This window comes from uncultured Senegalimassilia sp. (assembly GCF_902464545.1).
Lineage (GTDB): Bacteria > Actinomycetota > Coriobacteriia > Coriobacteriales > Eggerthellaceae > Senegalimassilia.
Window position 1 is genome coordinate 1 of the sequence record NZ_CABQJR010000029.1, and the last position, 18,710, is coordinate 18,710.

The 18,710-nt window shown below is 61.0% G+C and carries 16 protein-coding genes and 5 tRNA genes; 18 read left to right on the forward strand and 3 right to left on the reverse strand.

Translation table 11 applies throughout. The annotated features are described in order from the left end of the window. The first annotated feature begins 2 nt into the window (after nt 1–2). The 13 genes from RDW26_RS07950 (at nt 3) to RDW26_RS08010 (ending at nt 10,371) form a co-directional block, all read left to right on the forward strand. Nucleotides 3–79, forward strand: a tRNA-Asp gene (locus RDW26_RS07950). Between the two features lie 26 nt (nt 80–105). Then, nucleotides 106–182, forward strand: a tRNA-Asp gene (locus RDW26_RS07955). Between the two features lie 26 nt (nt 183–208). Continuing rightward, nucleotides 209–285: transfer RNA gene (locus RDW26_RS07960), tRNA-Asp, on the forward strand. A 26-nt stretch (nt 286–311) separates the two neighbouring features. Next, nucleotides 312–388 (forward strand) — tRNA-Asp (locus RDW26_RS07965). Nucleotides 389–414: 26 nt separating this feature from the next. Then, nucleotides 415–491 (forward strand) — tRNA-Asp (locus RDW26_RS07970). A gap of 375 nt (nt 492–866) precedes the next feature. After that, nucleotides 867–1,598: a MarR family winged helix-turn-helix transcriptional regulator gene (locus RDW26_RS07975; RefSeq protein WP_307983177.1), complete on the forward strand. Its 732-nt coding sequence runs from the start codon at nt 867–869 to the stop codon at nt 1,596–1,598. Next, entirely contained in the window at nt 1,589–3,754 is a 2,166-nt protein-coding gene (locus tag RDW26_RS07980) for an ABC transporter ATP-binding protein (RefSeq protein WP_307983179.1), read from the forward strand. Before RDW26_RS07975 ends, RDW26_RS07980 begins: the two co-directional genes overlap by 10 nt. Further along, on the forward strand, nt 3,751–5,616 hold the full coding sequence (locus RDW26_RS07985) for an ABC transporter ATP-binding protein (RefSeq protein ID WP_307983180.1): 1,866 nt from the start codon (nt 3,751–3,753) through the stop codon (nt 5,614–5,616). Before RDW26_RS07980 ends, RDW26_RS07985 begins: the two co-directional genes overlap by 4 nt. A 51-nt stretch (nt 5,617–5,667) precedes the next feature. After that, complete coding sequence (locus tag RDW26_RS07990) at nt 5,668–6,381, forward strand: HAD-IB family hydrolase (protein WP_307983181.1); 714 nt, start codon at nt 5,668–5,670, stop codon at nt 6,379–6,381. Nucleotides 6,382–6,663: 282 nt separating this feature from the next. Then, the gene (locus RDW26_RS07995) at nt 6,664–8,226 is read left to right on the forward strand and encodes a hypothetical protein (protein WP_307983182.1); all 1,563 of its coding nucleotides are present in this window, start codon (nt 6,664–6,666) and stop codon (nt 8,224–8,226) included. After that, on the forward strand, nt 8,226–8,747 hold the full coding sequence (locus tag RDW26_RS08000; RefSeq protein ID WP_307983183.1) for an Rrf2 family transcriptional regulator: 522 nt from the start codon (nt 8,226–8,228) through the stop codon (nt 8,745–8,747). Before RDW26_RS07995 ends, RDW26_RS08000 begins: the two co-directional genes overlap by 1 nt. A 2-nt stretch (nt 8,748–8,749) precedes the next feature. After that, entirely contained in the window at nt 8,750–9,643 is an 894-nt protein-coding gene (locus RDW26_RS08005) for an adenine glycosylase (protein WP_307983184.1), read from the forward strand. Between the two features lie 125 nt (nt 9,644–9,768). Continuing rightward, nucleotides 9,769–10,371, forward strand: coding sequence for a manganese efflux pump MntP family protein (locus tag RDW26_RS08010; RefSeq protein ID WP_307983185.1), 603 nt, complete (start codon nt 9,769–9,771; stop codon nt 10,369–10,371). Between the two features lie 178 nt (nt 10,372–10,549). Here the strand turns inward: RDW26_RS08010 and pheA are convergent, their stop codons facing one another. After that, nucleotides 10,550–11,404 carry a prephenate dehydratase gene (gene pheA, locus RDW26_RS08015; protein WP_307983186.1) on the reverse strand — a complete coding sequence of 285 codons (855 nt, stop codon included), beginning with the start codon at nt 11,402–11,404 and terminating at the stop codon, nt 10,550–10,552. A gap of 351 nt (nt 11,405–11,755) precedes the next feature. Here pheA and RDW26_RS08020 point away from each other — a divergent pair, with 351 nt between their 5' ends. The 5 genes from RDW26_RS08020 (at nt 11,756) to RDW26_RS08040 (ending at nt 16,758) form a co-directional block, all read left to right on the forward strand. Next, on the forward strand, nt 11,756–13,036 hold the full coding sequence (locus tag RDW26_RS08020; protein WP_307983187.1) for a hydrogenase small subunit: 1,281 nt from the start codon (nt 11,756–11,758) through the stop codon (nt 13,034–13,036). A gap of 3 nt (nt 13,037–13,039) precedes the next feature. Next, nucleotides 13,040–14,686, forward strand: a complete 1,647-nt coding sequence (locus tag RDW26_RS08025) for a nickel-dependent hydrogenase large subunit (RefSeq protein WP_307983188.1) — start codon at nt 13,040–13,042, stop codon at nt 14,684–14,686. Between the two features lie 37 nt (nt 14,687–14,723). Continuing rightward, the gene (locus RDW26_RS08030) at nt 14,724–15,386 is read left to right on the forward strand and encodes a cytochrome b/b6 domain-containing protein (protein WP_307983189.1); all 663 of its coding nucleotides are present in this window, start codon (nt 14,724–14,726) and stop codon (nt 15,384–15,386) included. 376 nt (nt 15,387–15,762) lie between these two features. Beyond that, nucleotides 15,763–16,191: a hypothetical protein gene (locus RDW26_RS08035; RefSeq protein WP_307983190.1), complete on the forward strand. Its 429-nt coding sequence runs from the start codon at nt 15,763–15,765 to the stop codon at nt 16,189–16,191. Between the two features lie 3 nt (nt 16,192–16,194). Beyond that, a complete protein-coding gene (locus tag RDW26_RS08040) occupies nt 16,195–16,758 on the forward strand; it encodes a hydrogenase maturation protease (RefSeq protein ID WP_307983191.1) in 564 nt (187 codons plus the stop codon). Nucleotides 16,759–16,824: 66 nt separating this feature from the next. On the opposite strand, the gene RDW26_RS08045 is transcribed toward RDW26_RS08040, so the two are convergent. Further along, nucleotides 16,825–17,394, reverse strand: coding sequence for a hypothetical protein (locus RDW26_RS08045; protein ID WP_298627641.1), 570 nt, complete (start codon nt 17,392–17,394; stop codon nt 16,825–16,827). A 324-nt stretch (nt 17,395–17,718) separates the two neighbouring features. Beyond that, nucleotides 17,719–18,381 carry an endonuclease III gene (nth, locus tag RDW26_RS08050; protein WP_298627643.1) on the reverse strand — a complete coding sequence of 221 codons (663 nt, stop codon included), beginning with the start codon at nt 18,379–18,381 and terminating at the stop codon, nt 17,719–17,721. Nucleotides 18,382–18,710 lie beyond the last annotated feature (329 nt).

Sequence of the window (18,710 nt, forward strand, 5' to 3'; positions counted from 1 at the left end):
ACGGGGTGTTAGCTCAGTTGGTTAGAGCGCCGGCCTGTCACGTCGGAGGTCGCGAGTTCAAGTCTCGTACATCCCGCCATCTTTTTCAGCAGCGCATGCACCAGTGGGGTGTTAGCTCAGTTGGTTAGAGCGCCGGCCTGTCACGTCGGAGGTCGCGAGTTCAAGTCTCGTACATCCCGCCATCTTTTTCAGCAGCGCATGCACCAGTGGGGTGTTAGCTCAGTTGGTTAGAGCGCCGGCCTGTCACGTCGGAGGTCGCGAGTTCAAGTCTCGTACATCCCGCCATCTTTTTCAGCAGCGCATGCACCAGTGGGGTGTTAGCTCAGTTGGTTAGAGCGCCGGCCTGTCACGTCGGAGGTCGCGAGTTCAAGTCTCGTACATCCCGCCATCTTTTTCAGCAGCGCATGCACCAGTGGGGTGTTAGCTCAGTTGGTTAGAGCGCCGGCCTGTCACGTCGGAGGTCGCGAGTTCAAGTCTCGTACATCCCGCCATCGATTGTTCAAGCCCAGCCATTTGGCTGGGCTTTTTATATTCTCGGGTTTGTTCGCTGTAGCCGTTGAGCATTAACCAAGGTGAGGGTATGCGGCCGATGGGCACGTTGCTTGCCTTGACCTCCGAGCATCAATAGGGGCGGGAAACCGTCAGACGACGGGCGCATCGCTTACGTTCGCCCCCACGAACGGAGCTCTCGCCTTGTCGCTTTCCTTCGCTTCCCCAAGCGCCTATGTTTCCGGCAGCTTGGCGGATACGGCATATGGACTTTCCAACATACTTTCAATGCTTCGATTGAAACTCCTTAGCTCGTGCTATGGTTTAGGGGCTAAACATTAAGCAGCTAAATAATTCAGTATCGAAAGGAGATTCGCGTGGACGATACCGCAGCTGGATTGCGTCGCCGTTTGTTCGATGCCGCAGCACGCATGCGCAAGCAGCGTAAGGAGCCGCCGGCACCAGAAGGCGTTACGCCGGCGGAGATGTACGCGATCATGGCGGTTTCCTGCCTTGAAGGCGAGGGGAGGAAGGTCCGGTCCGGCGACATCGCCAAGTGTGGACAGGCAACTCCGAGCGCCGTGTCCCAGACCTTGAAATCGCTTGAGGAAAAGGGCCTTATCACGCGTCAGCGCGACAAGGGCGATAGCCGTGCGGTCACGGTGCATCTTACCGAGGACGGCCGTGCTTTCAGCGCACGTGGTCGCGAGCTGCATGAGCAGATGATCGACGAGGTGCTCACCTATCTCGGTCCCGAAGATGCCGAGCATCTCGTGCGCATCGTTGAGCGCCTGGCGGATTTCCCCGCTTGCGAGGCGGCGCCGGCGCAGCAGAACGGCTGCGCGCAAGCTGGCTGCCCGGTAGCGAGTGCTGATGCAAGCCCCGCTTCTGCCGCAAACGCCGATCATGCCGGTGCGAGCTTCGCTTCCGGGGCGGGTACCGATAACGCAGATGTGGTTGCAGGCGACCTCGCTTCCGCCGCAAACGCCGGTCATGCGGGTACGGTCGCATCCGAGGTGGCGGGCGCAGCTGCGGGTGCAGGCGCTGTCCTTTCCCCAGGCGCCTCTTCGCAAACCGCTTCCACGAAAGGGGGCGCGCCGTGCGCATAATCAAGAACCTTGCCAAGCACAAGCTGGTGGTGCTGCTGATCGTGGTGCTGCTGTGCGTGCAGGCGGCATGCGACCTGGCGCTGCCCAACTACACCTCCGACATCGTCGATACGGGCATTCAGCAGCAGGGCGTGCAGGACGTCGCGGCCGAGCGGCTCACCGAGCGCACCCATGACCTGGTGGCCATGATGCTCCCCGAGTCCGATGAGCGGATGTTCGCTGATGCTTATGCGCAAAACGAAGACGGCACGTATGCGCTGACGGAATCCGGCAAGCGCGACCGTGCGACGCTTGATGACGCCATGGCGCTGCCCATGACGGTGACCTGCTACGCCGATCAAATCGCCGAGCTGGACCTTGATCAGGTGAAAGCCGCATACGACCAGGGCATGATCGGGAAGGCCGACATCCAGACCATGCTCGACCGTGCGCGCGAGTCCATGGGCGATATGGCCGACACGCTTATCGCACAACAGGGTTTGGCCGCAGCCCGCGTCGAGTACGAGCAGTTGGGCTACGACCTTGACGCCATGCAGATGGACTACCTGGTGGCAACCGGTGCGAAGATGCTCGGCCTTGCCGCGCTCGGCATGGTCATCGCCGTCATGGTGGGCTTCTTGGCGTCGCGCACCGCGGCCAAGGTGGGCCGCAACCTGCGAGAGCGCCTGTTCAACCAGGTGGTGAACTTCTCCGATGCCGAGATCCAGTCGTTCAGCGCGGCTTCGCTGATCACGCGCGGCACCAACGACGTGCAGCTCGTGCAGATGGTCACCGTCATGCTGCTGCGCATGGTGCTCTATGCGCCCATCCTGGCCATCGGCGGCATCATCATGATCGCGCGCACCGACCTGTCCATGGGCTGGATCATCATCGCGGCGGTCGTGGCCATCGCGGTGGTTATGGGCGTGCTCATGAAGGTCGCCATGCCGAAGTTCAAGATCATGCAGAAGCTCATCGACCGAGTGAACCTGGTTTCGCGCGAGCTGCTCACGGGCTTGCCGGTCATCCGCGCGTTCGGCCGCGAGCAGCACGAGGAGGCGCGCTTCGATGAGGCGAACACGCGCCTGATGAAAACGCAGCTGTTCACCAACCGCGTGATGACCTTCATGATGCCGCTCATGATGCTCATCATGAACCTGGTGTCCGTGGGCATCATCTGGTTCGGCGGCCACGCCATCGATGCGGGCAACCTGCAAACCGGCGACCTCATCGCGTTCATCACCTACTCCATGGTCATCATCATGGGCTTCCTTATGATCGGCATGCTGTCCATCATGCTGCCGCGCGCCGACGTGGCAGCCCAGCGCATCGACGAGGTGCTCGAATGCAAGCCCTCCATTGCCGACCCCGAGCCCGGAAACGCTAAGGACGCGCTGCTCGGCGCTAACGGGCTGCCGGGCGCGCGCATCGCCTTCGAGAACGTGAGCTTCAGGTACTCGGACGGCGCCGAATGCGTGCTCGAGGACGTCAGCTTCACGTGCGAGCCGGGCAAGACCACGGCCATCATCGGCTCGACGGGCAGCGGCAAGTCCACGGTGCTCAAGCTGGCGGAGCGCTTCCATGACGTCACATCGGGCCGCATCACCGTTGATGGCGTGGATGTGCGCGATGTGAGCCAGCATGCCCTGCGCGCACAGCTGGGCTATGTGCCCCAGGCGGCGTTTCTATTCAGCGGCACCATCGCCTCGAACGTGGGCTATGGCGTCGACGATGCCGACGAGGACCGTATCCGCGCAGCCGCCGACGTGGCGCAGGCGGGCGAGTTCATCGCCGAGCGTCCCGAGGGACTGGCAACGCCCATCTCCCAGGGCGGCACGAACGTCTCGGGCGGTCAGCGCCAACGTCTGGCCATAGCCCGCGCGCTTGCCACCGATGCGCGCGCGTACCTGTTCGACGACAGCTTCAGCGCGCTCGACTACAAGACCGACGCCGCGCTTCGCCATGAGCTTTCCTCCCGTCTGGGCGGGAAGACCGTGGTCATTGTGGCGCAGCGCATCTCCACGGTGCTCAACGCCGACCAGATCGTGGTGCTCGACGACGGGCGCGTCGTGGGGGCGGGCACGCACGAGCAGCTGATGGAAAGCTGCCAGGCCTATCGCGAGATCGCCATGTCGCAGCTATCGGAAGAGGAGCTGAAAGGAGGTGATGCGAGATGAGCGCGAACAACGAGGATCTGAAGAAGGTCACGCAGCGCCGCCGGCCGCACGGGCCGGGCGCGCGCATGATGCCCGGTGAGAAGGCCAAGGACTTCAAGGGCTCCATCGGCAAGCTCGTGCGTTTCATGGGCCAGTTCAAGGCGGCGCTCGTGCTCGCCATCATCTTCGCCATCGGGTCGGCGGCGTTCAACATCGTGGGCCCGAAGGTGCTCTCGCAGGCCACCACTGAGCTGTTCGAGGGCTTGGTGGCGAAGGTGGGCGGCACCGGCGGCATCGACTTCGACGCCATCGCCGGCATCATCGCGGCGACGCTGGTGCTGTACCTGGTCAGCGCGGCGTGCAGCTTCGTGCAGGGCTGGATGATGACGAGCGTCTCGCAGCGCACCTGCTATGGGCTGCGCCGCGCCATCGCCGAGAAGATCGACCGCATGCCCGTGGGATATTTCGAGCGCAACTCCACCGGCGACACGCTCTCGCGCATCACCAACGACGTGGACACGCTCGGGCAAAGCCTGAACCAGGGCGTGACGCAGCTCATCACCTCGGCCACCACCATCGTGGGCGTGGTGATCATGATGCTGACCATCAACCCGCTGCTCACGGGCATCACCGTGCTCATCCTGCCGGTCTCCTTGGTGCTCATCTTCATCGTGGTGAAGGCCTCGCAGAAGCACTTCAGGGCGCAGCAGGCCATGCTCGGCGCCATCAACGGCCAGGTGGAGGAGACGTTTTCCGGCCATGCCGTCGTGCGCGCGTTCAATCGCGAGCAGGCAGTGGCAGAGACGTTCGGCAAGACCAACGCGAAACTCTATGAAAGCGCTTGGAAATCCCAATTCCTGTCAGGCTTGATGCAGCCCATCATGAACTTCGTGGGGAACCTGGGTTATGTGGGCGTGGCGTTGGCGGGTAGCGTGCTGGCCGTGCAAGGCGTCATCACCGTCGGCGATATCCAGGCGTTCATCCAGTACGTGAAGAACTTCACGCAGCCTATCACGCAGCTCTCCCAGGTGGGCAACGTGCTGCAGCAGATGGCCGCGGCCGCCGAGCGCATCTTCGCCTTCCTGGAGGAGCCCGAGCTTGAGGCGGAGAATCCCACGGCTAGCGCCGCCGACGTGGATTGCGACGTGGAGTTCGATCACGTGCGCTTCGGCTACGATCCCGAAAAGCCCGTCATCGGCGACTTTTCCGCGAAAGTGCGCCAGGGCCAGACCGTGGCGCTTGTGGGTCCCACCGGCGCGGGCAAGACCACCATGGTCAAGCTGCTCATGCGCTTCTATGATGTTGACGCGGGCGCCATCCGCCTGGGTGGCACCGATATCCGCGAGTTCTCGCGCATCGACGTGCGCAACCAGTTCGGCATGGTGCTGCAGGACACGTGGCTGTTCAACGGCACGGTGCGCGACAACATCGCCTACGGCAAGCTTGATGCTACCGACGCCGAGGTGGAGGCTGCGGCGCGCGCAGCGTACGTGCACCATTTCATCACCACGTTGCCGCACGGCTACGACACGGTGATCAACGAGGATGCCAGCAACATCAGCGCAGGTCAGCGGCAGCTGCTCACCATCGCCCGCGCCATCTTGGCAGACAGGCGCATGCTCATCTTGGACGAGGCCACCTCAAGCGTGGACACGCGAACCGAGGAGCGCATCCAGAAAGCCATGGATAACTTGATGGCGGGCCGCACGTCGTTCGTGATCGCGCATCGGCTGTCCACCATCAAAAACGCCGACCTCATCTGCGTGTTACAACATGGTGACATCGTCGAGCACGGCACGCATGAGGAGCTTCTCTCCCTTGGCGGCGCGTATGCTGAACTGTATAATTCTCAGTTCGAGGAAGACGGCGTCGAAGACGAGTAGCGTGCAGAGGGGCGCGCGGCTCGGCTCGGCTTGGGACGAAGGCGCGCGCACATGACCGCACAATCAGAGGCAATGCAGATGGCAAGCCGCAACGGGGAGGGCCCGGTGCGGCTTGCCGCGTTCGATTTCGACGGCACTTCGCTTGACGGCAACTCTCCCGTCATGCTGGTGATGCATCTTGCGAAGCTGCGCATGCTCAACCCCACGGTGCTATTGCGCATCGGGCTGTGGGCCGCGGCCTACAAGTTGCGCCTGCCGCAGAGCGAGGCGTGGGTGCGCGGGCTGGTGTTCCGCGCCTTCGCCGGCAAGCCCAAGGCCGAGGTGGATGCCTTCCTTCATGCTTTCTATGACGAATGCGTGGCCCCGCATGTGCGCGAGCAGGCCAGGCAAGCTATGGATACGTGGCATGAGCAGGGCGTTTCGGTGGTGTGCGTATCGGCTACCTTCGAGCCCATCATCGAGCGCGCCATGCGGGACCTGCCCTTCGATTACCAGATTTCCACGCGCATGAAGGTGAACTATGACGGCACGTACGCTTGCGAGGTGGACGGCGTGCCGGTGGAAGGCGATCGCAAGATGATCGAGCTACGTCGTTTCGCCAACGAGAAATGGGGCGAAGACGGCTGGGAGCTGGTGGCGGCTTATGGCGACCATCACTCCGATCGCGCCCTGCTCGCCGGCGCCAAGCAGGGGTTCGCCGTGTGTCCCGATCGCCCGCTTGGGCGCACCGCCCGCGAACGCGGCTATCAGGTGCTCGAGTGGTAAACGCCCTTAGGCGTTTTCCTGGGAATCGCCCGTAGCGCTTGAGTGGGGTTTGCCGTTCGCGTTTTTACGGGTGATAGGAGCTTCGCGGCGCGCTGGAGAACCGGCTTTCATCGGCGTGTCCTGCCGATGGGGTCGTCATGGCATCTCTGGATGGCGGGCTCGCCTTAGCATGCCCGGGTGACAGGTTTGTTTCGATTTCTTGGCTTGCGGCCGCATGGCGGCCGCTTCCGGTAAAATGATACCGAACTATAGCTATTTTGACACTTGAAGGAGGTTGGGTCGATGTTTGATAACGACATGAACGATATGCCCAGCCGAAGCGATGAGCCGTCCAGCTCCGTTTCCGGATACCTGAACAGCGCTGAACAGGCTGCTGAGCAGGGGAACCTTATGCTGGCGCTGCATCTGTACCTGGCGGCGTTCGAGCGCGGTCAGGCAACCGAGGGCGCTGTGCCCTCCGAAGCCGCCATTGCCGGCCTGAAGCGCGCATGGCGTCTGGCGTGCACTTTGAAGGAGCGTAGCATCGCCGAATACGTGTTCGAGCGCATGGAGCCGTACCTGTCCAGCGACGAGGTGGCCGCCTGCGCGGACCAGCTTCAGGAGCTGGCCCTTGCCAAGCTTGAGGAGTTCGGGCTGTCGCGTGACGAGCTTGAGGACATGACCGATATGATCTCGCAGGACATGATGGGCGAGGGCGGACCGCGCGTGCTGCGCGTGGAGCACCTCACGGCTCCCGGTGCGCCTGCCGACGCCGGCAAGCCCGAAGGCGACGCGGCTGCAAGCGCTGCGGCCCCGACGGCCGGCGTGGATGCAGCGGGCGAGCAGTCCGTTGCCGCCGGCCCGGCGCCTTCCGAAAAGCCGCAGGCATCTGCGGGCAAGCCCGCCCCCGCCGCGGTTCCGGCGCAGCCCATGCTCGCCCCTATCGAGCACCTTACCTATAAAGAGCTTGTAGGCTTCGACGAAGCGGTGCGCTCGGTGCGCGCGCTTGGCCTCGGCATGCAGAAAGACCCTGAGTTCCAGCAGCTGGTGCGCCAGCTCAACGTGCGCCATGGGCTTGATCGCATGCCTGCGTGCGACGCGCTGCTCATCCGCAGCCCAGCGCGCGAGGATGCCAACCAGTTCATGATGGCCACGTGCGGCGAGCTGGGGCTTCCGGTGCTGCGTATGCGCATGGAGGAGAACATGCAGGGCATGCCCGTGCTGTGCGTCATGGCGCAGGCCGACCGCCAGCCCAAGCTTAATCAGGCGCGCAACGCCTTCGAGGAGCCGGCGGTGCTCGTCATCGAGGATATCGACCTGTGGGCGGCTCCGGCGTTCGACCAGCCTGAGGATATCGGCGGGATGATCATGTCCGCGCTGTCGCGAGGTGCGCGCGAGGCGGTCAACCTCATCCACTCCTCGGCCGACGATCCGGACGTGTTCGTGCTGTGCACCTCGGCGCTCGGCAACGACGTGGATCCGTATTTCTTCGACCTGCTGGGGCCGGTCTCGGCGGTGGATATCGACTATCCCACCGAGAAGGAGCGCGCCGACATTTGGATGGAGATCGCTCGCGAGCACCCGTCCGTGCGCGGCGTCGACCGCGATCAACTGGTCAGGTTCTCGCAGGGTATGCCGCGTTTCGATATGCATATGGCGGCACGCGAGGCCATCGAGGAAGCGTACAAGGACAGCCTCACCAAGCGACGCTACATCCCGGTGACTACGGACAACCTGTTCGATAAGCTGGCTGCATACCAGCCGCTCGATTCGCCGGAGTACAAGGCGCTCGAGCAAGCGGTGGTCGATGACTTTAGGAGGGAGCTCGACCATTTGGACGACCTGTTGAAGGGGGACGGGCAGTAATGGATATCACGCGACGTTGCGATTACGCGCTTCGCATTTTGGAGGCCGCATACGAAAGCGGCGACTCGTATGTGTCGGTCGCCGACATCTCCGAGCAGGAGGACATCCCGTACGCGTTTGCGCGCAGCATCCAGCACGACCTGGTGAAAGGCGGGCTTATCAAGACGGTGCGCGGTGCGCGCGGCGGCCTTGCGCTCGACTGCGACCCGGCTCAGATCACGCTGCTCGAGGTGCTCGAGGCGGTGCAGGGTCCGGTCAGCGTCTCGCTGTGCGCGGTGGACGCCGAGTATTGCAAGCGTCGCGGAGGGTGCTCGTACAACAAGTTGTGGATGGGCGCGGACAGCCTGCTGAACAGCTACTTCGATTCCATCACGCTCAAGGAGCTCATGGAGCAGGGCGGGCGACACCCCGTCATCAGGAAGGCCATCGATTCGGCGCCTCCCACGGCGCGCATGTCGTGCCCGGTGGATTCCTGCGGTGGTTGCGGCGCGCAGCCTGCTATCGGGGAAGCGCAGTCGTAGGCGTGGCGCGCAAAAGCATAGCCGATCTTGCGGCGTCCGCGGTTTGGCCCGCGGGCGCCGCCATGTCTCAGGACGAGTTTTGCCGCTATGTGCTCTCCGAGGGGCGGCGGCTGTACCGTGACTTGCCCTGGCGCGGCATCGACGATGCCTACGGCGTGCTCGTGAGTGAGGTCATGCTCCAGCAAACGCAGGTCAAGCGCGTGCTGGGGCGCTGGGAGCGCTGGATGGGCATGTTTCCTTCCCCTGATGCGTTGGCTTCCGCCGCACCGGCCGATGTGCTGGCCGAATGGCAGGGACTCGGCTATAACCGCCGCGCCTTGGCGCTCAAGCGCGCGGCCGAGGAATGCTCTCAGCGCTTCGGCGGTCGCCTGCCTGAAACGGTGGAGCAGCTTCGGGAGCTGCCGGGTATCGGGCCGGCAACGGCGGCCGGGGTCACCGCCTTCGCCCGCAACCTTCCCGCGATCTACATCGAGACGAACGTGCGCACGGTGTTCATCCACACGCTGTTCCCCGATTGCGATGCGGTGTCCGACAAGCAGCTTCAGCCGCTGGTGGCAGCATGCTGTCCCGAAGCGGGCCAGGTTCGGCAGTGGTATTACGCGTTGTTGGATGTGGGAGCGGACCTGAAGTCGCAGGTGGGCAACGCTTCGCGGCGAAGCGCGCATTACACGCGTCAGTCGGCGTTCGAGGGGTCGCGCCGGCAGAAGCGCGCGTGCCTGGTTCGCATCGTGCTGGCCTGCCCGGGCATCGCCGTCGAGCAGGCGGCGGCGCGCTTGGACGCCGAGGAGCGCTCTGCCGGGCGGGAAGCGGTCGATCCGCAGCTGTTCGCCGGCATCTGCGCCGACCTGGAACGGGAAGGCTTCTTCCGCAAGGAGGACGGCTGCCTGTTCCCATAAGGAATAGCGGCCCGCAAATTCCGGACACATAATCCTACGTCCCCGAACTGCCCGGATTGTGACAGTTCGGGGACGTAGGATTATGTGTCCGTTCGGGGGCGCGGGTTCACGCGCCCGATAAGGGTATGGTTCAAGATGAGAGGGTCATCGTGGGGTTCGTTGAGTTGTTCTTGATCGGCGTGGGGCTTTCCATGGACGCCTTCGCCGTTTCCGTTTGCAAGGGCTTGGGCATGAGCCGTCTGAACATCAGGCAGGCGGCGGTCATCTCGCTGTTCTTCGGCGGATTCCAGGCGCTCATGCCCCTTATCGGCTGGGCGCTAGGCAGTCAGCTTGCCGACCTTATCGCTCCCATTGACCACTGGATCGCGTTTGCGCTGCTGGCATTTGTGGGCGGCAAGATGCTATGGGATGCATTCCACGAGGAAGACGGGGAAGACGGGGAAGCGAAAGACGCCAAGCTCGACCTCAAGGAGCTGCTCATGCTGGCCATAGCCACCAGCATCGACGCGCTTGCCGTGGGCATCACCTTCGCGTTTCTGCAGGTGGCCATCGTGCCGAGCGTGACAATTATCGGTGTGGTCACCTTCGTGCTCAGCTTCGTGGGCGTTGCCGTCGGTCATTTCTTCGGCGCACGCTTCGAGAAGCCCGCGACCATCGCGGGTGGTGCGGTGCTCATCCTCATCGGCGTGAAAACGCTGCTCGAGCATCTAGGGGTCATCGCCTTCTAAACGGCGAAGCGGCCGCTCCAAGGAGCGGCCGCTTTCGTTCGCTGCATATATATAAGTGTATGCAATCGCCTGATTCTCGTTCAGGAAAGGGGGCGGCTCAAGTTCGCCGTCTGCGTATTTACCGGCAAATGCGCCAAGCGCGGCCCCGTCTACCTGTTCGCGCGGCGCTCTTGGCGCGCTATTCCACCGGGTAGCTTCCCAGCACCTTCACCTCGCGCAGCTTCAAGCGCAGGCAGTTCAGGGCGGTTTGCACCTCAAGGTCCTGCGTGGAGCCCTCGATGTCCACGAAGAACATGTAGTCGCCGAGCGCCTGCTTGGTCGGGCGGCTTTGGATCTTGACCAGGTTGATGCCGGCGTAGGCGAACTCGGACAAGATCATGAGCAGCGCGCCGGGGCGGTCCGTCTGCAGGAACAGCGCCAGCGACGTCTTGAACTTGCTGCCCGTCAGCACTGGGACATGGCCCTGACGGCCGATAAGCGCGAACGACGTCTGGTTGCCGAAGTGGTCCTCGATGCCCTTCTCGGCCACGTGCGCGCCGTAGAGCTGCGCGGCGAAGGCGTTGCCGATGCCGGCGACCGACTTATCGGCAGCCGCGCGGCGAGCGCTGTCGGCGGTGGATGCCACGGTCACGGTAGGGATGCCGTGCAGGTTCTCGTTAAGGTAGCGGCGGCACTGCGCCAGGCCCTGCGGGTGGCTTGCCACCGTCTTCACGTCGTCCAAGGTGGCCTCGGGGTGCATGATCAGGCAATGATGGATGTCGAGCACATGCTCGCCCAAGATGGTGGCGCTCGAGCGGAACGCGAAGTTGTCGAGCGTGGCCGTCACGGGCCCTTCGAGTGCGTTTTCCGTAGCCACCACGCCGTACTCGCATTTTCCGCGGTCCACGCAGTCGAACACCTCGGACAGCGAGGGGCACTCGATAAGCTGCGGATCGTCTATGCCCAAACGTTTGGCGAATGCGCGCGCAGCCTCGTCGTGATAGGTTCCGGCGGGGCCCAGGTAGGCGAATGCGGATGGGGGTTCAGCGATCATGCGAAGCTCCTTCATGCAGATTTATTCATTTATCTTGCGAAGATATGATAACGGTTCTGTATAAAAATGCGCGAGTGATAACATAACCAACAGGAGTGGAGACGACTGGGGATGGAAGTCTGCGATTTCATCCCCAATCGGCGAAGGCGCGCGTGCGCGTTTCACGACGGAAGGCCCGGGTTCTGCAAGCCCCGCGCCTTCCGTCGCGTTGCGTGCGGCGCCATCCAGGCTGCAAGCCCCATCGCCGGCATGGCCGAGCATCGGGCCGCGCGCCCATCGCGTATCTTCGCTCCATATGCAAAAGGGCCTGCAAACAGGCCAGACGAGATACACCTGTAAGGAGGTGTGCGTATGGAAGGAGAGGCCGCAATGTCCGCGTTCGCGAACATGCTTGAGGCCAGGGGGGTCACCCGTCGCGACTTCATGAAGTTGTGCGGTACCGTGGCCGCTGCCGCCGGGCTGTCCCAGTTGACGGTCCCGCAGGTCGCCCAGGCTCTCGAGACGTCCGTCATCGGCGCCACGAAGGGTAACCTCTACCCGGTCATCTGGGTCGAAGGCGCATCCTGCACCGGCTGCACCGAGTCGTTCGCCCAGGCTCAGACGCCCAACGCCGCAGAGGTGGTGTTGGACATGATCTCCCTGAACTACTCCGAGACGTTGTCCGCTGCAGCGGGCTACTCCATGGAGGAAGCTAAGGAGCAGACTATCGAGGCCGGCGACTACATCCTCATCTACGAAGGCGCGATTCAGGAGAAGTGGGGCGGCAACGCCCTGCGCGTTGCCGGCAAGCCCGGCACCGAGCACCTGATCGAGGCCGCAAAGAACGCCAACGCCGTGGTCGCGCTGGGTTCCTGCGCCGTCAACGGCGGTTGGATGGGCGCAAAGCCCAACGTCACCGATGCCATGGGCGTGCAGCAGTACCTTAAGAAGGCCGGCATCAACGTGCCCGTCGTCAACGTCGCCGGCTGCCCGGCCAACCCCGAGTGGCTCACCAGCGTGCTCGTCGACGTCGTGCTCATGAAGCTCAAGCCCGCCGATCTGGACCTCAACTCCGAGGGCAAGCCGGCCGGCATCTTCAACCAGACCATCCATGACAACTGCGAGCGTCGCGGTCACTTCGAGAACGGCGAGTTCGTTTACGAATTCGGCTCCGAAGAGGAGAAGAAGGGCTACTGCCTGTACCCGCTCGGCTGCCGCGGTCCCCAGACCAAGTCCAATTGCGGCGTGGTCATGTGGAACGACCGTCGCAGCTGGTGCGTCCAGGCCGGCGCCCCGTGCATCGGCTGCTGCGAGGCCAACCCCAACGACCCGGGTCAGAACTGGGTCGAGGTCAACACCCCGTTCCTGAAGCGTCACCGCAGCCTGCATATCGGCGACTGGGATGTGCAGCCCACCACCATCGCCGTGGGCGTGACCGGCCTTCTGGCCGCAGCGCTCGTGGTGCACGGCTTCGGTATGAAGGCCACCGGCCGCATGGACGGCGGCGCGGACTTCGAGAAGAAGCGCGCTTGGGATGCCAAGCACCCCGAGAAGTCCGTGGGTACCTACGAGGTGTCCGAGGCCGATCGCCAGAAGATGTACAAGGAAGACACCGGTCACGACGACCCCAATGCAACCAAGGAAGGGAGGTAAGCCATGACGCGTTCCGTAATCGATCCCGTAACCCGTATCGAGGGCCATCTGCGCGTTGAGATGGAAGTCGAGAACGGCAAGGTATCCGACGCCTGGGTATCCGGTGGCTGCTTCCGCGGCATCGAGCTGGTCGTTGAGAACCGCACGCCCGAGGACGCTGCCCAGATCGTGCAGCGCATCTGCGGCGTTTGCCCCGTGTCGCACGCCCATGCCAGCTCCATCGCGGCTGAGAAGGCTTACGGCATCACCATCTCCAACAACGCCCGCATCATCCGTAACATCCTCGAGGGTGCCCAGTTCCTGCACAGCCACATCCTGTGGTTCTACAACCTGGCCGGCCTTGACTACGTCAATCCGCTGAACGCGCTGAAGGCCGACCCGGCCGACGCCATGGACCTGGCTCGTGCTGCCGGTACTTCCATGAACAGCGATTTCGTGGCCCTGAAGGAGCATCTGTCCCAGTTCGCCGAGAACGGCCAGCTGTCCATCTTCAGCGGCAACTGGTTCGATGCCGAGGACGGCACCGGCTTCAAGCTGCCGCCCGAGCTCGACCTCATCTGCACGGCCCACTACCTGGAGGCTCTGGGCATGCAGGCCAAGGCTTCTCAGATCAGCGCCCTGCTGGGCGGCAAGATGCCGCATGTCATGACTCTGCGTCCGGGCGGCACGGCCTTCGTGCCCACCGACCAGAAGCTCGACGATCTGAAGCTGCTGGTTGACGAGCTGTACAACTGGGTCGAGGCGACCATGATCCCCGACGTGCTGGCTATCGCCCCGTACTACGCCGATGCGTTCGAGTACGGCAAGGGCCCGGGTCGCTACATCGCTTGGGGCGTCTTCGAGCGCGAGGACTTCAAGATGTCCAACCGCTACCTGCCCTCCGGCGTGCTTGATGAGAACCTCAACCTCTCCGAGCCCGACGAGAAGGCCATCGCCGAGTGGGTCGGCCGTTCCTGGTACAAGGGTTCCGAGACCTATCAGGCTCCGAACTTCACCACCGAGCCCCAGTACACCGACTACAACGTGAACGACCGCTACACGTGGGTGAAGTGCCCGACGTACAACGGCAACTCCATGGAGGCTACCAGCCTGTCCCGTGTCCTGGCCGCTTACAAGCGCAACGTGCCCTTCATCAAGGAGCATGTTGATGCGTTCCTCAAGGCGCTTGGCCATGAGGGCGACCTGTCCGTGGCTCAGTCCACGCTCGGCCGTACCGCCATCCGCCAGATTGAAACGCTCTACATTGCCACGTGCATGAAGGAGTGGGTCGATGAGCTGATCGAGGCCGTGAAGTCCGGCGACTCCGAGTACTTCCGCGCTCCTGAGACCACCACTGGCGAAGGCTCCGGCTTCTGGGAGGCCCCGCGTGGCGCCCTTTACCACAGCGAGTCGGTCAAGGACGGTAAGATCCAGGGTTATCAGATCATCATCCCGTCCACGTGGAACCTGGCTCCGAAGAACGAGAAGGGCCAGCATGGTCCGCTCGAGGAGGCTCTGATCGGCGTGCCGGTGGGCGATATCGAGAAGCCCATCAATGCGCTGCGCACGGTGCACTCCTTCGACCCCTGCACGGCCTGCTCGGTCCATATCTCCGAGCCTGCCACGGGCAAGCGTTTCGAAACCGTCACGAGCCCTTGGGGGGTGAAGTAGCATGGCGCATTTGGCACATTACCGCGAGGCACATCCGATGCCGTTCGTGATCACGCACTGGATCAACCTCATTGCCATGGTTATCCTGATTTTCACCGGCTTCTACATTCATTACCCCTTCTTCTGGGGTTTTGAGTCCATGGCCCGTGGTTTGCACGTGTTCTTCGGCTTCGTGCTCTTCATCAACTGCATCTGCCGTTTGATCATGGCCTTTATCGTGAAGTCCTCGCCGACCGGCGGTACCCGTAAACAGGTTACCGACTACAAGACGTGGCTTCCGCAGAAGGACAACCTGCATCAGGGTCCGCAGTGGATCAAGTACTACCTGTTCTTCAAGAAGGATCACCCGCTGTCCGCTAAGCTGGGCGTTCCGCAGAAGATTAGCTACCTGTTCATTCCCGTGCTCATCATCCTGATGTTCTACACGGGCCTGGCTCTGTGGGTTCCCACCTCCGAGATCCCGTTCTTCGCGGCGGGCACGTCCCTGGTGGGCGGCATCATGAGCATGCGCATCATCCACTACTTCATGATGTTCGTGTTCATCTGCTTCATGTTCATCCACATCTATCTGGCCAATGTGGAGGGCATCGCTCCTACGCTGCTCATGTTCTTCCATAAGGAGCATGGCGGCCTGGTCTATGATCCCGACATCCACAACATCATCGGCGAGGATGATCTGGGTCACGGCAAGCAGCACTAGTTTTCACCCTGTGCGCGGTTGTATGTGATTTGAAGGCCCGACCACTTCGGTGGTCGGGCCTTTTTGCGTCTTGGATGCATATGGGAATCGGGGAGTTGTGGGGTCTATGGCGAAAACAGTGGCTTGCGTTATTTGGGAGACGGTAGAGGCTCGGACTTGTTCACGCTCGTCGAAGATGGCTGCATTATTGGTCGATATGAATGGTTGATAATTTGGACCGCAGCTGCACCGTTCTATGCTTCATCTGCGATGAATATGATGCAGTGCGTGGAATCCTATAGGCGATTTTGGCCTGGCGACAGCGTCTCGCTGTATTGCGATTACAATTATCCTATTCCATAAAACTGTGTCATATCCCCTGATAGATTGGTTATGTATGGCTGAGCTAACCAAAGAGCAGATTGCTTGCGAAGAGAAGTTCCTTGAAGGTATTCCCCGTTGGAACATCGGAGCGCTGTTCTTGCCCCCCATTTGGGGTCCGGCTCATGGCTTCTGGGCTACCATCTTGTTCTATCCTTTGTGGCTGGTTGCCGATAATTTGTTTTATGCTGCGTACTCGGAACGCACGCCGCTTGCGATTGCGTTTGCTGCGATTATCGGTGTTGTGTTGGTTGCCGTCACGTTTTTGTTTTCCCGGCTGAGCCAGCCTTTTGCGGCGCATCGTGCGGTAGCTCGCGGTGTTTCCGAGGAAACGTACGTGCGTCGGGAACGTATTTGGGCGGTGGTATGCATTGTGATCGGGCTTGCGATGCTCGGCTTCGCCACGTGGTATAACCTGATGATCCGTCCGGGTATGGAGGGTTAAAGCATGGCTTGCGAAGAGAATAGCTGGGGTTTGCGCGAGTACGTCGCCAGCAATGTGGCTGTTCCTGAGGAACTGCGCCCGCAGCGTGTGGCGGTCCTTTGCGTTGGCAATCGATTGATGCTTGACGATGGCGTCGGGCCTGCCGTTTATGACGAGCTTATGGCGTCGTATGACATCCCGGATAATGTTGAGCTGTTGGACCTTGGTTGCTTGTCTCTAGCCATGATCGATCGTGTGCGAGAATTCGACGTGATCCTGACCGTCGATGCAGTTGATGATTCCGGTCAGCCTGCCGGCACGGTGCTTCGTTATGCGCCCGATGCGATGGCGCGCCATGTCGGCATCACGGCAAGCTTGCATGACCTGAAGCTTATCGATCTGTTCGATTCTGCAGCGTTGCTGGGATATCAAGCCGAGGGGCTGTGTCTGGGTATGCAGGTGGAAAACGCTTCTCCTGCTGAAGCAACCGAGGGTCTTACGAAGCCTGTGCACGACGCGTTGCCGCTGCTGGTAGACGTCGTGGTGGGTGAACTAGCACGATTGGGGTTCCCTCTTTCCGCAAAGTGACTTGTGCTCCGATAGCAAGCTGGGCGCTTCGCTGAAGCGCCCAGCATAGCTTCTCATCGTCCTGCGTCAGTTGTTGCGTAGGTTTAAAGCTTTGGAATGGGATTTGAGCTCCGCTTGTTTAATGCGCTCGACAAAATAGCTTTTCACCGTATCGCGCGGTATCTCAAGCGAAATCGAGAGCTCATCACATAAAAGGCCTTCGGCCAAATCAAGGTACTTTTTATCGACCGATGTGGCCTGATGTCCGGCTTCCTTGCGCGTGATGGTGCGTTCGTGGCAGGTTTTGATAATCGGTATCAGGTCTTTAGGGGACAGCGTTTTTAGGTAATGTTCGTAGATTTCCTTCATTTGGCGTTGTTGGAGCGAAGAGGCGTTTGCTGTTTTGGCTAGCTCATCGTCCAGGCTGGCGGACTTTGCATCGGCTATAGAGTCGATGAGGTCGAGAGCCTCTTGTTTCTGCATGACAGGACGCATGATAGGCGGTTTTGCGGCGTCGCATGCCACGAACAGCTTAAGCGATCGTTCGAACACGGCATGAAGTTCCCAGTAATCCTTGTTGTCGAAATACCGTTCGCGCTTCTGCGCGATAGTGCAGACGTGATGTTTGAAAACGACGATATCGCCTACGTTAGCCATGAATCCTCCTTGATGCATTGCAATGGCGGCAGGCGCACCGCGAAACATGCTGGTGAAGGACTGCTCGGTTGGTGCTGATTGCTATCCAACATTCATCATTATACCAGGTCACGGTGTGGAGCATTTGATATCAACTTCGTGTGTGATGTTAGGCAATCCCTAGTTTTCTTGGGATCCGCGGTCAATATGCTCTCGGATTCGGTGGACAAAAACCCTGGATGGGGTATCCTACGGTCAACTTGGTGGTGTGTGCTGAGCCTCTTCGCTCGTTGTTGGCGAATTCGAGCTTTCCGGTTGTTGCTTTGTATGACGGTGTTTCGTCCATTACTTTTTTCCGGCGGACGGGCAAAGATCGCTCAAAAAGCACTCTTCGCATTTCGGGCGACGTGCAATGCATGTTTGGCGACCGAACAGCACCCACTGGTGATTAATCGGTCCCCAATACTGCCTCGGATAAAGTTTTAGGAGCGCATCCTCGGTCTTCTGGGGCGTATCCGCTGAGGGTCCTACCAGCTTCAGCTTGTGCGCGATACGGAACACGTGCGTATCGACTGCAATGCCTTCTACAATGCCGAAGGCTTCATTGAGCACCACGTTGGCGGTTTTGCGTCCCACGCCCGGAAGTTTTTGGATCGACGCCATATCTTGCGGGATTTCTCCGCCGAAGTCGCTGATCACCATTCGAGCGCATTTGACGCAATTCGCGGCTTTCGCATGGTGGAAGCCGATGGTGCGGATGATCTCCTCTACTTCGTTCACATTGGCGTTGGCAAGTGCTTGCGGCGTTGGATAGCGTTCCCATAATGCTGGCGTGACCTTGTTAACTCCTTTGTCGGTTGTTTGCGCCGACAGCAACACCGCAATAGTTAGTTTGAAGGGGTCGCCCCAATAATGCAGCGCACATTCGGCGGCTGGAAAGTGCTCGTCCATTCTCTGGGCGATGGCTATCGCGCGTTCCCTTTTATCCTTTATCAATTCGCGCGGCATGGGCGATCCTTCCGATTCCGGGTCGTTTCAACAGCAGTATATCGAATGATGTTGTACGCAGCTTTTACACTGCAAAATCGTTATGTTATCTGGACATATAAATAGAACCGAAGAAACCAGGATGACCATAGGAAAGACCGAATAAAACCAGATGAAACAAAAATTCACGATGCATTCTCCTTCTGATAGCAAACCTGCCTGCTCGAGCGTTTGGCGTGGTTGTATGGTCGGCTCCTTCGGCTCCGTATAACGGCTTTGTTCGTTCTGATGGGAGGCTGCCGCAAAGGTTCGGAACACGAACAGATGTTGCTGTTTACGTGTGGCTTGGG

What these genes read in the sequence shown, in the direction of transcription:
- RDW26_RS08035 (WP_307983190.1), top strand. Translation starts at nt 15,763, where the DNA reads ATGGCTGAGCTAACCAAAGAGCAGATTGCTTGCGAAGAGAAGTTCCTT.
- RDW26_RS07985 (WP_307983180.1), top strand. Translation starts at nt 3,751, where the DNA reads ATGAGCGCGAACAACGAGGATCTGAAGAAGGTCACGCAGCGCCGCCGG.
- RDW26_RS07995 (WP_307983182.1), top strand. Translation starts at nt 6,664, where the DNA reads ATGTTTGATAACGACATGAACGATATGCCCAGCCGAAGCGATGAGCCG.
- RDW26_RS08040 (WP_307983191.1), top strand. Translation starts at nt 16,195, where the DNA reads ATGGCTTGCGAAGAGAATAGCTGGGGTTTGCGCGAGTACGTCGCCAGC.
- RDW26_RS07990 (WP_307983181.1), top strand. Translation starts at nt 5,668, where the DNA reads ATGACCGCACAATCAGAGGCAATGCAGATGGCAAGCCGCAACGGGGAG.
- RDW26_RS08000 (WP_307983183.1), top strand. Translation starts at nt 8,226, where the DNA reads ATGGATATCACGCGACGTTGCGATTACGCGCTTCGCATTTTGGAGGCC.
- RDW26_RS08045 (WP_298627641.1), bottom strand. Translation starts at nt 17,394, where the DNA reads ATGGCTAACGTAGGCGATATCGTCGTTTTCAAACATCACGTCTGCACT.
- RDW26_RS08025 (WP_307983188.1), top strand. Translation starts at nt 13,040, where the DNA reads ATGACGCGTTCCGTAATCGATCCCGTAACCCGTATCGAGGGCCATCTG.
- RDW26_RS08030 (WP_307983189.1), top strand. Translation starts at nt 14,724, where the DNA reads ATGCCGTTCGTGATCACGCACTGGATCAACCTCATTGCCATGGTTATC.
- RDW26_RS08020 (WP_307983187.1), top strand. Translation starts at nt 11,756, where the DNA reads ATGGAAGGAGAGGCCGCAATGTCCGCGTTCGCGAACATGCTTGAGGCC.
- nth (WP_298627643.1), bottom strand. Translation starts at nt 18,381, where the DNA reads ATGCCGCGCGAATTGATAAAGGATAAAAGGGAACGCGCGATAGCCATC.
- pheA (WP_307983186.1), bottom strand. Translation starts at nt 11,404, where the DNA reads ATGATCGCTGAACCCCCATCCGCATTCGCCTACCTGGGCCCCGCCGGA.
- RDW26_RS08010 (WP_307983185.1), top strand. Translation starts at nt 9,769, where the DNA reads ATGGTTCAAGATGAGAGGGTCATCGTGGGGTTCGTTGAGTTGTTCTTG.